This is a genomic window from Pararhizobium polonicum, assembly GCF_001687365.1.
In the GTDB taxonomy this organism is placed as follows: domain Bacteria; phylum Pseudomonadota; class Alphaproteobacteria; order Rhizobiales; family Rhizobiaceae; genus Pararhizobium; species Pararhizobium polonicum.
On the sequence record NZ_LGLV01000009.1, the window covers coordinates 1 to 13,426 of the forward strand.

Consider the following 13,426-nt stretch of genomic DNA (forward strand, 5'->3'; position numbering starts at 1 on the left):
AGGCTGGTACGCACATTGGACCGGTGGTCGATGAGCGCCAGCTTGCCACCGACACCGACTATATCGCCATCGGCAAGCAGGAGGGCGCCAAGCTCGCCTTCGGCGGCGAAACGATCAAGCGCGACAATCCGGGCTTCTACCTGCAGCCGACGCTGTTTACCGAAGCGACCAACCAGATGCGCATCTCGCGCGAGGAAATCTTCGGGCCTGTCGCCTCCGTCATCCGGGTCAAGGATTATGAGGAAGCGCTCAGCGTTGCCAACGACACGCCGTTCGGCCTGTCGGCCGGTATCGCCACGACGAGCCTGAAGCATGCGACGCATTTCAAGCGCAATTCGGAAGCCGGCATGGTGATGGTCAACCTGCCGACCGCCGGTGTCGATTTCCACGTGCCGTTCGGCGGCCGCAAGGCCTCCAGCTTCGGCTCGCGCGAGCAGGGCAAGTATGCGGCCGAATTCTTCACCGTCGTGAAGACCGCCTACACGCTGGCATAAGGTGAGATCTGTGGTGCAGCATATCCTCGGTTTCTGCATGGCGGTCGACAGGCTGGAGGTCAAGTCCAGGATGGGACAGGACGAGCGGTTCTATGACGCCGATGCCGCAATGCTCAGGTGACGGACATCGACGAGCCGCGAGGCCGCGGCCGCACATCTTCGATAAAGGGGAGCATGAGCATCGCCGATGTATCCCATAGTGCTTCTTTCCATTCGACAGAACAGATCACACCATCAAACTCCGGGATCAAACACCTCGTGCTATTTCCCGAGATCGCTTTCGGAAATCTTCTGGTTAGCGATGACCGTATCGCGATTGAGCTTGTCTCGCTCCGGATAGGGCGTGTGCTTCACAGCTAGCGCGTAGCCGTCATGGAACCGCATGAACGCACCGTGCGTCGCCTGCGGCCACTCGGGAAGCCTTGCGCCATTGGGATTACCTGTCTTGACGAAATTTGCCAGATACGACGACATCGTTTCCGCCATGCGATAGTCGGCACCCGTCCAAAACCGCTGACCTGGCTTTTCACGTAGAGAATTCATGAAGTACCACAGATCGGAAGAGTGAAATGAGCCGTAGAACTCAGAATTGCGGCCCGGAAGAGCGTGGTTGAAGTAGAAGGTATAGATGTTGGAGTTCTTGTTGCGGCGCTTGGCGATCTCGGCTGAGAGGAGATAGCCCTGAAGATTGTAGTCTGCCTTGGCGCGCAGCGACTTGCGATAGGCATCCTGAGGATCCGAAGGGCGATAGACCGTCTTCCATGCATCGTCATAGCCGATCTTCGACATGGCCTGTGCGAAATCGGTGTCCGAAAGTGTCTTCTCCGGGCCGCCCGTCAGTGACGTGTACTCGTCTGACGTGCCGCCAAACATGATGTCGATACCATTCAGTGCCCCCGGACGGAGAAGATTGACCGACTCGTCAGTGAAGACATATCCATCGATTGCATGCTGGGCCGGGACGTTTGCTGCCTGATGGAGTGCCTCGTAAAGCTGCGTCTTTCCATCGGCTGCCTTCTTGGAAATGAAATCGTCGGTCGGGATCGCACGCAGATCCGCCAGGCTCATCGGCTTGCCGAAGACCTGTTCGATTGCCTTTTTGTTGGATTGCTCACGTTCGGCAAGCGGCTGCATTGGAGAGGAGAAGAAACCGGTCTGGCCGCTTTCGATCACGGCCCGGTGGAAGAGTCCTTTCGCCAAGGGAGAACGCAACAGCATGGAAGAATTGCGCGCGCCGGCCGATTGCCCTCCGATGGTAACACTGCCGGGGTCGCCGCCGAAGCCGGCAATATTTCCATGCACCCACTGAAGTGCTTTGATCAGGTCGAGCATGGCGTAGTTGCCGGAGACATTGTGCGAGCTCTCGGCCGAGAGTTCCGGCAATGCGAGCCAGCCGAGGGCACCAAGTCGGTACTGGACCGATACGACGACGATGCCTTTGGCTGCCAGCTTCGATGCATAGAATTCCATTTCGGAAGCGTAGCCGTGATGGTTTGCGCCACCATGAATCCAGACATATACCGGTAGTCTGGCCTTCGGGCTTTTTGCGGGTGTCCAGACATTCAGGTTCAGGCCGTTTTCACTGGCTTTGGGCAGGAAATCGGGGTCGAAATAAAACTCGTCGCCCCAGAAGGCGCCGGTCGGGTTCGTGTGAACATCCTGAAGCGCCTGGTCGCCCCAGGTATCCGCCTTTTTCACGCCTTCCCATTTGACGACAGGCTGTGGTGGCTTGAAGCGGTTGTCGCCATCGGTGGGGCCTGCGAAAGGGATACCCTTGAAGACTTCCACGCCGCTGACGTCCGTCTCCACGCCGCTGATTTTTCCACCTTCTGTCTCGACAATACCGATTGCGGATGCCGCCCACGCCGGTCCGAAAGACATCCCAATCGTCACGAGGCTTGCCACGGCGGCAAGCATCGTCAATTTCAATATCGGTTTCCTCATGGGTGATCTCCTCCTAAGATTGTTGGGATTCTCGTGAAGTCATTCAAGTTGCGGTCCCGCTTGCGCTACAAGCGGTCGGGCTTCGATACCCATTCGTCGACGAAGTCGAACACGCGTTTCTTCGTATCGCCGTATTCAGGCCGGCAAGGCTGAAAGAGATGCGTTGCACCCTCCACGGATGCATAGGTTTTGTCCTTTGAGGCGAGGTGGTCAAAGATCACTTCGCCGGGCACGACGAGATAGTGGCAACTCATCGTCAGGACGAGGGATGGAACGGTCACGCCCTCGGCATTCGCGGGCGTCGATGTGTAGGACGAGGCCCAGTCTATCCCGATAATGTCGTCGGTCGTGAAGGCATAATCGGCGGTCGCCCGGATTGCGGAGTTGGCAAGGAAGCCACGAACGGTCGTCGAATAGTTCATTGCCCCAAGCTCGTTGAGCATCGATAGGACCTGCTTGCCACCAGCGGGAGGACGTACCGACTTGATGATTTCGACTGGCCGTGTTCCGTCGGCCCGCAAAAGCATGTATGGCTGCTTTGTGTGCGCGGCAAAGGAAAGATCCGGTTGATAGAGCCGAGCGCCAAGAGCCCGGATGCCGACGCCCTTCACAACGAAAGGTTCGTCGTTCGAAAACTCGCCCTTGCCCGCCTCGATCATCTTAAGCCTAGCCAGGGCGGCATCGACGATTTCATTATTGCGCTTGGCCTGACCCGCGTAGAACTTCTTTGCAAACTCCGGGGTATAGATCGCCTTCTTTCCCTCGATATCGTAGCCGTTTTCTCCGGCGAACATGTCGAGGCCGGCGTCCCGCTCTTTGCCTCCGGCCGCCGGATCGACGGCACTCATCTGATGCGCGGCACCGAGCGTCGGATCAAGCAATATCAGCGCATCCGGCTTTTCGAGATTGCCGATGCTCTTTCCGTCGCAAGGAGCGATCTTCTCCGAGCCCTGGCATGCCGATGGTCCATGCTCGGCGACATTCTCGTAGAGCGTTCCCATGTGGGTTCCGCCGCTGTGTGCGAGGAGAACGACCTTGTCGATCCCTTGCATCGTCCTCAGGTAGGCGATCCCCTCCGAGATGCTGGGTAGGAAATCTTCTGGCGGCGCGTCGGGGTTGTCGCGATCGCCGCGGTAGTTCACCAGCATCACCGTATAGCCGTGGCTGGCAACGGCCGGTCCCGGAAGCTCCTTGAAGTTGTCACGATTGGGATGGGAGAAGACGAAGGCGACGTGCGCATTGGGGTTGGGCGCCTTCGGCTGGAGCAGGAGACCCTCCGTGTCCTTGCTCAGGCGCACATAATGGGATTCGTATGCAGCCTGTTCGGCAGCGGCCGACGTCTCATCCTGTTGCGCCAGCGCGACGGCTGGAAACGCGGCGAGGGTTATCAATAAGGCAATGGTCTTCATTTTTCCTCCTGAAAGCTCACAGCTAGACGCCGCATGCTGTACTCTGGACCGGCGTGCGGGATGATTGCCGGGCGCGTTGGATGCCCGGCAATCAGACCAGATTTAAAGAGCTCCGGCCGCCTGCAGCAGCTTGCGGTCGAGATCGACGGCGACGCGAGAGACCTTGTCGAACACCATCGTCGACGGCTCGTCAGTCGTATAGGCAGGCCAATCCGGCAGCCCTTCCGCGCTGGGCTTTCCATTTCGAGCGAAGTTGACCCAGGCCTGGCTCATTTTCTTTGAAAGCGCGAGGGCGTCGCTACCTGCGCCGGTCGAGGTCTTGACCAGGGCGGCATTGGCGAAGACATAGGGCAATTCCGCGCAATGCCATGCCATGGCAATCCCATCCAGCACCGGCGACTCGTAGGTGAACATGTAGGAGTAGACCGGCGCTCCATTCTGCTTTGCCTTCAAGTCCAGGTCGCGGATGGCGCCAGGGCGGAAACGAAGATCGATGAAGTAGGCGTCGGCCGCGTTCTTCTCCGGATAGGCTGTGGCGAATGCCTTGCCGACGGCGTCGGCCTTGTCGCCGAAGCGTTCTTCCAGCTTGGCCTTGGTCTTGGCTGCGTCCCACGTGCTTCTGTTGTCTGCGAGAAGCTCCGATGTCTTGTGGTTGATCACCGTTTCGAACTCGTTGAGCGTGTTGCCGACCATCAGGGGGATATCGCTGGCCTGGTCGACCCAGCGTGTCCCAACCGGGTTCTCGGGGATGTATGCGCCATCCTGAACCGGAGCGTAGCGTGCGTCCTTCGCCCCTTGCACCGTTGCGTCCTTGATCGCCTTGTCGGCTGCGGCAAGAAGGTCGTAGTAGTTGACCTCTGACAGCTTATCGGCCTCGTCTGTGTTCAGTCCGAGGTTTTTGAGTGTCAGGTCCGCGACCTTGCGCGACGATTCCCGGTCGGTGACGGAGTCGGCTCGTGAGCCGCTTTGAACGATCGCCTTCTGGAACAGGCCCTTCGCTGCCGGCGTTCCCATCAGCGCCCGTACCTTATAGCCCCCGCCGGACTGGCCGAAGATCGTGACGTTGCCGGCATCGCCGCCGAATGACGCGGCATTGTCGTGTACCCACTTCAGCGCGGCCACGAGATCGGTCACGCTGGCATTGCCCGACTGCTTGTACTTCTCGCCATATGCCGAGAGATCGAGGAAGCCGAGGACATTGAGGCGGTGGTTGAGTGTGACAACGACGACGTCACCTTCCTTGCTGAGGTTGTGACCGTCATAGGACGTGAGCTCGATGCCGGATCCATTGGTAAAGCCTCCGCCGTGAATCCAGACCATGATGGGCCGCTTCTTCCCGTCCTTGATGGCCGGGGTCCAAATGTTCAGGAACTGGCAGGCCTCGCTCATCGGCAGATAGCGATGAGGATTGAAGAGTTCATCCCCCGCGACGGCCTTCATCTGCGGAATGAAGCAATTTTCACCGTAAGTCACAGCCGACCGAACACCCTTCCAAGGATCGATCTCCTCGGCGGGCATGAAGCGGTCGGCCTTTGCGTAGGGCACGCCAAGATAGCGATAGATGCCGTCATCCAGCCCGCCGACAAGGCTGCCTTTCGTTGTCTCAACGGCTGTCATGCTCTGGGACGCGACGAACTCGCCGGCCAAAGCTGGCGCGCTGGCCATTAGCGGCATGAACAGCAGGGCCAGGCCTCCGGCCCGGTTCAGTAGGGACGTTCTTCTCATCAACTTCTCCTCCGTCATTGAATTCGAGTCTTTTGATCTGCGGCCGACGTCGTCGCCCGTTCATTCCGCGCTTGCCTGCATATGACTTCCCTCGAACGAATGACCGACGGTCAGACAGACGTACATGCCGAAGAACGCGTACCGGAACGTCGGCGCGTATGGCCGGATGCTGCTTTCAGCGCTGGCGGTTCTGTCAGACATCGGCGCAGCCGTGTTCCGGCCTATTGCCGCACAATGCCCGCATTTTCGATGACCTTCGACCACTTCTCGATATCCGCTTTCAGACGATCGCCGATCTCCTGTGGTGTGCTGGAACGGGCTTCGACGCCCAGTTCGGCAAACCGCTTCTTCACGTCAGGATCGGCAAGCACCTCGACGAGCGTCGTGTTGAGTTTGTCCACCACGGCCTGCGGCGTGCCGGCGGGAGCGAAAATGCCGTTCCAGGACGTAACATCGAATCCCTTCACACCCTCCTCCTCGGCCGTTGCCACATCCGGCAGGAGGATCGAGCGGCTCGGGCCGGATGATGCGATCGCAACCGCCTGGTTCTGCTGGAGGGCCGCCTTCAGCGCGGTCTGGCTGTCGACAATCATGTCAAGTTCTCCACCGAGAAGGGCAACTTGAAGATCCGGCGTGCCCTTGTAGGGGACGATGGTAAAATCGATCCCGGCCGTCGACTTGAAGAGTTCGGCCGCAAGGTTCTGACTGCTCCCGACGTTGATCGTCCCGATGTTGAGTGCGCCCGGATTGGCACGGGCCGCTTCGAGAACGTCCTTGAGGGATTTGAATTTACCGTCCATCTTGGTGACGAACACGAAGTCGAAGTAGGCAAGGCTGGATACCGGCACGAAATCGGCGACGGGGTCGAACTGCAGGCTCTTGAACAGCGGGACGCTGATTGCGGTGCCGTTTGAAAGCAGAGCAAGCGTATATCCGTCCGGTTCACCATTCAGCGCAACCCGAGCGGCAACCGATCCGCCGGCGCCCGGCTGGTTCATGATGACGATCTGTTTCCCCAGCTTCTTGCCAAGCGCATCGCCGACGATGCGGGCGGTAATGTCGGCGATACCGCCGGGACCGAAGGGAATGACGAGGCTGATCTCGCGTGTCGGATAGTCGTCCTCCTGCGCCGGTGCCACCCCGGCCATCGTGAGCGTCAGAATGCATGCCGGAACCAGCGATTTCATCAATCTCACTATCCGCCGCGATGGCGTATTCCGTTGGTGCCGTATGCTCATGATCATAGTCTCCTCCTCCTGATAGCCGTCGGTCATGCAAGCAAGCGCGCAATACAGGCATGAATGCTCTCCGCGATTGAAACGATGCTCGCCGCGCGCTTGAGATGCGTCGTCCGCCTGACTATCGCCAGTAGAGCCGCATCGGATTGTCCACCAGCAGCTTTTGCCGGAGCTCTTCGGTTGGGGCGATGCATGGGATAATGTTCACCAGCGCACCGTCGTCGGGCATGTGGTTCTTCATGTTGGGATGCGGCCAGTCTGTGCCCCATAGAACCCGGTCAGGGAAGCGCTCGACCAGCATGCGTGCGAAGGGGACGACATCGCCGTAGTTTGGCGGACCCGATAGCGACAGCCGTTCCGGGCAGCTCACCTTGCTGACGATATTGTCGTGCTCGGCCATAAGCCGGATAAATCTGCCGAACTCCGGCCCGTCTACCGGTTTGGAGACGTCGGGGCGGCCCATATGATCGATGACGACGGTCGTCGGCAGCGAGGTGAAAAAGTCCCATCGCTCTTCAAGATCGGCCGCTTCGAAATAGATCACCACCTGCCAGCCGAGCGGCGCGATGCGGTCGATGATCGTGCGGTAATAGGCGTCAGGCTTGGGATCGACGAGGCGGCGCACGAAGTTGAAGCGGACGCCACGCACGCCGGCGTCATGCAGGTCTGCGAGTTCCTCGTCCGTTACGGTATCGCGCACGGTGGCGATACCGCGGGCGCGGTCGCCGCCCGCTCGCAGCGCATCGACCAGTGCCCGGTTGTCGGCGCCATGGCAGGTCGCCTGGACGATGACATTGCGTTCGAAGCCGAGAAAGTCGCGCAGCGCAAACAATTGCGCCTTGCCGGCATCACACGGCGTGTATTTCCGCTCGGGCGCATAGGGAAAGACATCGCCAGGGCCGAAGACGTGGCAATGGGCATCCACGGCGCCCGGAGGCGGTACATAGGTCGGCTTGCTGGGGGCGGGATCGTAGCGGAGCCAGTCGGGATCCATCCGGAAATTGGCCATCATAGCCCCCTTGCCTTGAGCTGCGCATCAAGGCGGGGATAGACGCGTCGTGCATTGAGCTCGAACACTTTTCGCTTGTCTTCGTCCGGGATATTCAATGCGTCAACATAGCGCTTGGTATCGTCGAAATAATGGCCCGTCTGCGGATCGATCCCGCGCACGGCACCGACCATCTCCGATCCAAACAGGATATTCTCCACGTCGATCACCTCGAACAAAAGGTCGATGCCCGGCTGATGATAGACGCAGGTATCGAAATAGACATTTTTCATCACATGCTCGACCAGCGGCGGGCGCTTCAGCATGTCGGAGAGGCCGCGGTAGCGCCCCCAGTGATAAGGCACCGCTCCGCCGCCATGCGGGATGATGAAACGCAGTGTCGGAAAATCGCGGAACAGGTCGCCTTCGATGAACTGCATGAAGGCGATGGTGTCGGCGGCGATGTAATAGGCGCCGGTCGCATGCATCGCGTGATTGCAGCTGCCGGAGACGTGGATCATCGCCGGGACGTCGAGTTCCACCATCTTCTCGAAGAAGGGATACCAGGCGCGGTCGGTCAGCGGCGGCGAATCGAATTTACCGCCGGAGGGGTCGGGATTGAGATTGCAGCCGATGAACCCGAGTTCGGTCACGCAGCGCTCCAGCTCGTCGATCGAGTTGGCAATAGAGATGCCCGGCGTCTGCGGCAGCTGGCAGACACCGGCAAAGGTTTCGGGGTAGAGATCGACCACGCGCTTGATCAGATCGTTGGAGCGGCGCGCCCAGACCTTCGCCACCGCTTCACCGCCGATATGCGGTGCCATCGCCGAAGCGCGGGGCGAGAAGATGGTCATGTCGGCGCCGCGCTCACGCAGCAGGCGCAGCTGGTTCGCCTCGATCGTCTCGCGGATCTCGTCATCGGAAATGTCCGGATAGGCAGGATTGATGTCGCCGCCCGATTTGATGGCAGCCTCCTGCTGCGCCCGCCATTCGCCATGGGGAACTGGGGCGGTGGTATAGTGGCCGTGGCAATCGATGATCATGACTTCGAGATTCCTGTGGCAGCGAGGATGGCGTCGGCCTTGGCGGCGAAGCCATCGGGCAGAGGGGAAAGATGCAGGGCGCCCAGATGTTGCTGCCAGCCCGCGGTGGCGCTTGCCATCGTACCCGCCTGGCCGAAATACGCCGCGGTTTGCGCCGACTCGCGCATTTCGGCTGCGCGGCGAAGCCCATGAACGAGCATGCGGTCGAGATTATAGTCGGCCCGGCCACGCCAGCCCCAACCGGGAAAGCTGGCGTCCAGCGAGGCGAGAACCTCTTCCTCCACGCCTGCGGCGCGTGCCGAAAGCAGGCATTCGGCCGTCAAGGCCTCCAGCCCCTTGATCATGATTGAGCGGATCATCTTGATTGCGCTTGCTGCGCCCACCCCGCCATCAATGACCTGCCCATGGAAGCCAAGAGCTTTAAGCAGCCTCTCGCCCTCCTCTGCAAACGGACCGGACAGCAACAAGGGGACGGCGAGCAGCGCAGGGCGCACGGGTGCCATGACCGCGACATCGATATATCGGCCTCCGGCTGCCGAGATCACCTTCGCCGCAGCTTGTTTGGTGGACGGTGCGACACTGTTGCAATCGAAGAAGAACGTGCCGGGCGAAATCCACGCGGCCGCGTCACTTGCCGCGTTAAGCGCCTGATCGGCGGTCACAACGCTGATGACTATGTCCGCGCCTCCGATTGCGTCGCCGGTCGCGCCGCAGCCCACCACGCCGAAGCGGCGGTAGTCATCACGTTTGCCAGCGGCAGATGGTTCTTCATCCGTCTTGATGTCGTAAGCGCGCACACCAAAAGCTGGCGTGCCGCCCCAACCTTCGCAGAAGGCCTGTGCGGCCTCACCGAAACCGATGAATGCGATCGTCTGATGTTTGCTCATGCCGCCGTTCTAGTGGACAACAAGCCGATCAGGCATATCGGAACGGTTGACGCTCCATTGCTTTTCCTGAGGTCCACTCCATGCACACGGCGCGGAAAGTATCCAAGAACGCCGTCTGAAGTTGCGTCGGACGCCAGTCATTGCGCACAGTGAAGCCGATCTGGCGGCGCAATGACGGCCCTGTGCCGGCGATCTCGTCGAGCAGGCCAGCACGTCTCTCGAACAGGAACTGGTCGCGCGACATCAGCGTCAGCCAATCGTCCTCCAGCATCAGCCCGCGGACCACGAGAACCGAACCGCATTCGATCCGCAACCGTGGCGGCTCAAGCCCATGATCCGTGAACATCTCTTCCCAGCGATGGCGCACCGGAGCGCCAGACGCGGCAATGACCCACGGAAAATCCAATAATCGCGGGAAGGCGAACTCCGGCTCCGCCAGCAAGGGATGGCCCGCACGACCGACAATTACCGGGTCATCGATGAACAGCGGCTCCTGGGCGATATCCTTGACCGGCGGCGGGTCCCGCATCGCCCCGATCAGCAGATCCATCTCGCCTTCACGCAGACTGGCGAGCAATTCCACATATGGTCCCTCGATGACGTTTACCGACGCCATCGGATATGCCCGTGCGAAGCGGGCCAACGCCTGCGGCAACAGGATGGCACGCGCCAGCGGCATGGTGCCGACGGTGACACGTCCGGCGCCTTCCGACCGCAGTGCCTCCAATTCGTCGTACCCGGCCTCCAGTTCCGATTGCGCCAGCCGGGCGAACCGCAGCAACACGGCTGCCGATGCCGTCGGCTGAACGGTACGCCCCTGGCGGACGAGAAGCGGTACGCCCAGCAACTGCTCGAGATCGCGGCTCGCCCGATGCAACGCGGGTTCCGACAGTCCGGTTCGCTTCGACGCCAGCGCGAAGCTCCCCGCCTGGTCGACCGCGATCAGCGCGCGCAACTGTCCAAAGGTGATGCGTCGTTCGATATGGGGTAGGGGCGGCAAGCGTGCGCCACGTCGCACGCTTTGCCCGCCGCGTGCCACATAGGCGAGTGCGCGCTCGATCCGGGCCATGATCAACCCTCCCGCCTCGGTGGCGGTAACACCGCTCGGCTGGCGATCGAACAGCAGGTGGCCAAGCTGCGCCTCGATTTTGGCGACGGCCTGGGTCAGCGCGGGCTGCGACAGATTCATTGTCTGCGAAGCTCTGCTGATGCTTCCCAGTCGCCCGGCGACGGCAACGGCTTCGAGATGCCGAAGGTTGAGTTCTCGGTCCATATTCATCTCTACACTTCAGCATAGCTTATGGGCCGTGCACAAATCCAGTTTGCTTTGCCGACCAGTATTCCCTCCCTTAACGCGCAGCCAAGAGCAGAATGAGGATCGAGCATGCCCGAAGTCGTCATCCAAATCGAACGCGCCGATGCGGCCGTCATCGGCGGCCTGGCAGGTGCCGGGGTCGCCACCGTCCACGAGGCGCAAGGGCGCATTGGACTGCTGGGCAGCCGGCTGCGGCCGATCTATGCCGGTGCCCGCATCGCCGGGTCCGCAGTCACCGTTTCCGTACCGCCGGGGGACAATTGGATGATGCATGTTGCCATTGAACAATTGAAAGATGGCGACATCCTGGTGGTTGCCCCGACCTCACGCTGCGAGGACGGCTATTTCGGCGATCTGCTCGCCACCTCGGCAATGGCACGAGGGTGCTGCGGCCTGATCATCGATGCCGGCGTGCGCGATGTGCGCGATCTCACCGCCATGGGCTTCCCGGTCTGGTCGAAGGCGATCTCCGCGCAGGGAACCGTCAAGGAGACGCTCGGCTCTGTCAATGTTCCGATTGTCTGCGCCGGCGAGCTGGTCCAGGCCGGCGATGTCATCGTTGCCGACGACGACGGCGTCTGCGTCGTTCGCCGCGCGGATGCCGCTGGCATCCTCGAACAGGCGCAGGCGCGCGAAGCCAAGGAAACTGAGAAGCGCGAGCGGCTGGCGAAGGGCGAACTCGGCCTCGATATCTATGCCATGCGCGAGCGGCTGGCTGCCAAGGGGCTGCGCTATGTCTAATGCCGTGCGCGCCATGTGGATGCGTGGAGGGACGTCCAAGGGCGGTTTCTTCCTCGCCGGCGATTTACCGGCTGACGCCGCCGAGCGGGATGCCTTCCTGTTGCGTGCCTTCGGTTCGCCCGATCTTCGTCAGATCGATGGCATGGGCGGCGGCGATCCGCTGGCTTCCAAGGTCGCGGTGGTCTCCCGGTCCGCACGGGAGGGGGCCGATGTCGATTATCTGTTCCTGCAGGTCTTCGTCGATCAGGCAATCGTCAGCGACGCGCAGAACTGCGGCAACATGTTGGCCGGCGTCGGCCCGTTCGCGATCGAGCGCGGGCTGGTCGCGGCGAAGAACGGCGAGACTCCGGTCGCGATCTTTATGGTCAATACCGGCAAGATGGCCACCGCGACGGTACCGACGCCGGGCGGTGAGGTTACCTATGAGGGCGACACGCGGATCGACGGTGTTCCGGGAACGGCAGCTCCGATCCCGCTCGCCTTTGCTGATATCGCCGGGTCGAGCTGTGGTGCTCTGCTTCCCACCGGCAACCCGATGGATTTGATCGAAGGCGTGGAGACGATACTGATCGACAACGGTATGCCCTGCGTGATCTTGCGGGCCAGCGATGTCGGGATCACCGGCTATGAGGATCGGGCGGCGCTCGATGCCAATGCAGAGCTGAGGGCGCGGATCGAGGCGATCCGTCTCAAGGCCGGACCGTTGATGAGCCTGGGCGACGTCGCCGAACAATCCGTGCCCAAGATGATGCTGGTCGCCGCCCCGAGGAACGGCGGAGCGATCAGTGTCCGCTCCTTCATTCCACATCGGTGCCATGCGTCCATCGGCGTGCTTGGCGCGGTCAGCGTGGCCACGGCCTGCCTTGTCGACGGCTCGCCCACGCAGGCGCTCGCCGTGATCCCGGAGGGACAATCCAAAACGATCGAGGTCGAGCATCCGACCGGCAGCACCGGCTGCGTGATTGACATGGACGAAAAGGGGGCAATCGCAGGGGCGGCCATGCTGCGCACGGCCCGCAAGCTGTTCGACGGCATGTTGTTTGGCTGATTGGGCAGGTCGCACGTCGTCATGAAAACATGGCGTTTTTTGCGAGGGAAGGAAACATGAGGGATTTGGGAGTGAGGAAAACGATGACATATCCGGGCGAGATCCAGAAGCCCGCGCGCGTCTTGGTCTCCTTGGCCAGTTGTGGTTCCCGGTACTCGCAGGGATGCTGCGCGGCATCACCGACATCAAGAGCGCTGGGCGTGTCGCGCTGAAATAGATCATCTATTTCGAGGTGATCATAATCTTGGCGCTGATATTCGGACTGGTCTTGGTCGATCTGTGGCGTCCGGGCGAGGACGCGGTCACTATCCAGCTCCCGGGTCCGTATGCGGAGACGGCTCATGCCACATGTTTGTCAGCTGCTTACAGAGGTGGCTCGGTCAATTTGAACAGCTGGGACAAATAGAATTTCTGCCTGACTTTGGCTTAAATGCCGGAAACAGGAGAGAGCATGACGGGACGATCGTACCGGAACCATACCCCGGCTTTCAAAGCGAAAATGGTGCTTGCCGCGATCATGGGCGAGCAAACGTTGGTAGAATTTTTTCCAGCCATTCGACGTCTGCGCCAACCACTTCTATTTGCCATCGCCGC

The 13,426-nt window shown here is 60.8% G+C and carries 12 protein-coding genes and 1 pseudogene; 4 read left to right on the forward strand and 9 right to left on the reverse strand.

All coding sequences use genetic code 11. The features are described from left to right. The coding region (locus ADU59_RS14875) for an aldehyde dehydrogenase family protein (RefSeq protein WP_139093176.1) at positions 1-494 on the forward strand (494 nt) is incomplete at its 5' end. A gap of 261 nt (positions 495-755) precedes the next feature. Here the strand turns inward: ADU59_RS14875 and ADU59_RS14880 are convergent. The 8 genes from ADU59_RS14880 to ADU59_RS14915 form a co-directional block, all read right to left on the reverse strand. After that, positions 756-2,438: a carboxylesterase/lipase family protein gene (locus tag ADU59_RS14880; protein WP_068954934.1), complete on the reverse strand. Its 1,683-nt coding sequence runs from the start codon at positions 2,436-2,438 to the stop codon at positions 756-758. A 65-nt stretch (positions 2,439-2,503) separates the two neighbouring features. Continuing rightward, entirely contained in the window at positions 2,504-3,847 is a 1,344-nt protein-coding gene (locus tag ADU59_RS14885; RefSeq protein ID WP_068954935.1) for an alpha/beta hydrolase, read from the reverse strand. 102 nt (positions 3,848-3,949) lie between these two features. Then, complete coding sequence (locus ADU59_RS14890; protein ID WP_068954936.1) at positions 3,950-5,572, reverse strand: carboxylesterase/lipase family protein; 1,623 nt, start codon at positions 5,570-5,572, stop codon at positions 3,950-3,952. Between the two features lie 221 nt (positions 5,573-5,793). Then, positions 5,794-6,816 (reverse strand): Bug family tripartite tricarboxylate transporter substrate binding protein, encoded by a 1,023-nt coding sequence (locus ADU59_RS14895; RefSeq protein WP_083198299.1) that lies wholly within the window; start codon positions 6,814-6,816, stop codon positions 5,794-5,796. 115 nt (positions 6,817-6,931) lie between these two features. Then, the gene (locus ADU59_RS14900) at positions 6,932-7,819 is read right to left on the reverse strand and encodes an amidohydrolase family protein (RefSeq protein WP_068955157.1); all 888 of its coding nucleotides are present in this window, start codon (positions 7,817-7,819) and stop codon (positions 6,932-6,934) included. Further along, positions 7,819-8,841 carry an amidohydrolase family protein gene (locus tag ADU59_RS14905; protein WP_068954937.1) on the reverse strand — a complete coding sequence of 341 codons (1,023 nt, stop codon included), beginning with the start codon at positions 8,839-8,841 and terminating at the stop codon, positions 7,819-7,821. Before ADU59_RS14905 ends, ADU59_RS14900 begins: the two co-directional genes overlap by 1 nt. After that, positions 8,838-9,728, reverse strand: a complete 891-nt coding sequence (locus tag ADU59_RS14910) for an NAD(P)-dependent oxidoreductase (RefSeq protein WP_068954938.1) — start codon at positions 9,726-9,728, stop codon at positions 8,838-8,840. Before ADU59_RS14910 ends, ADU59_RS14905 begins: the two co-directional genes overlap by 4 nt. 28 nt (positions 9,729-9,756) lie before the next feature. Then, positions 9,757-11,001: a LysR family transcriptional regulator gene (locus ADU59_RS14915; RefSeq protein WP_244506438.1), complete on the reverse strand. Its 1,245-nt coding sequence runs from the start codon at positions 10,999-11,001 to the stop codon at positions 9,757-9,759. A gap of 111 nt (positions 11,002-11,112) precedes the next feature. Between ADU59_RS14915 and ADU59_RS14920 the strand changes: the two genes are divergently transcribed. Further along, the gene (locus tag ADU59_RS14920; RefSeq protein ID WP_068954940.1) at positions 11,113-11,784 is read left to right on the forward strand and encodes a 4-carboxy-4-hydroxy-2-oxoadipate aldolase/oxaloacetate decarboxylase; all 672 of its coding nucleotides are present in this window, start codon (positions 11,113-11,115) and stop codon (positions 11,782-11,784) included. Continuing rightward, positions 11,777-12,832 carry a 4-oxalomesaconate tautomerase gene (locus tag ADU59_RS14925; RefSeq protein WP_068954941.1) on the forward strand — a complete coding sequence of 352 codons (1,056 nt, stop codon included), beginning with the start codon at positions 11,777-11,779 and terminating at the stop codon, positions 12,830-12,832. Before ADU59_RS14920 ends, ADU59_RS14925 begins: the two co-directional genes overlap by 8 nt. 19 nt (positions 12,833-12,851) lie before the next feature. Here ADU59_RS14925 and ADU59_RS30645 read toward each other — a convergent pair whose 3' ends face one another. Further along, positions 12,852-13,175, reverse strand: a complete 324-nt coding sequence (locus ADU59_RS30645; RefSeq protein ID WP_068954942.1) for a hypothetical protein — start codon at positions 13,173-13,175, stop codon at positions 12,852-12,854. 87 nt (positions 13,176-13,262) lie between these two features. Here ADU59_RS30645 and ADU59_RS31460 point away from each other — a divergent pair. After that, positions 13,263-13,404, forward strand: a pseudogene (locus ADU59_RS31460) (IS3 family transposase); the annotation flags it as partial. Positions 13,405-13,426: the final 22 nt, after the last annotated feature.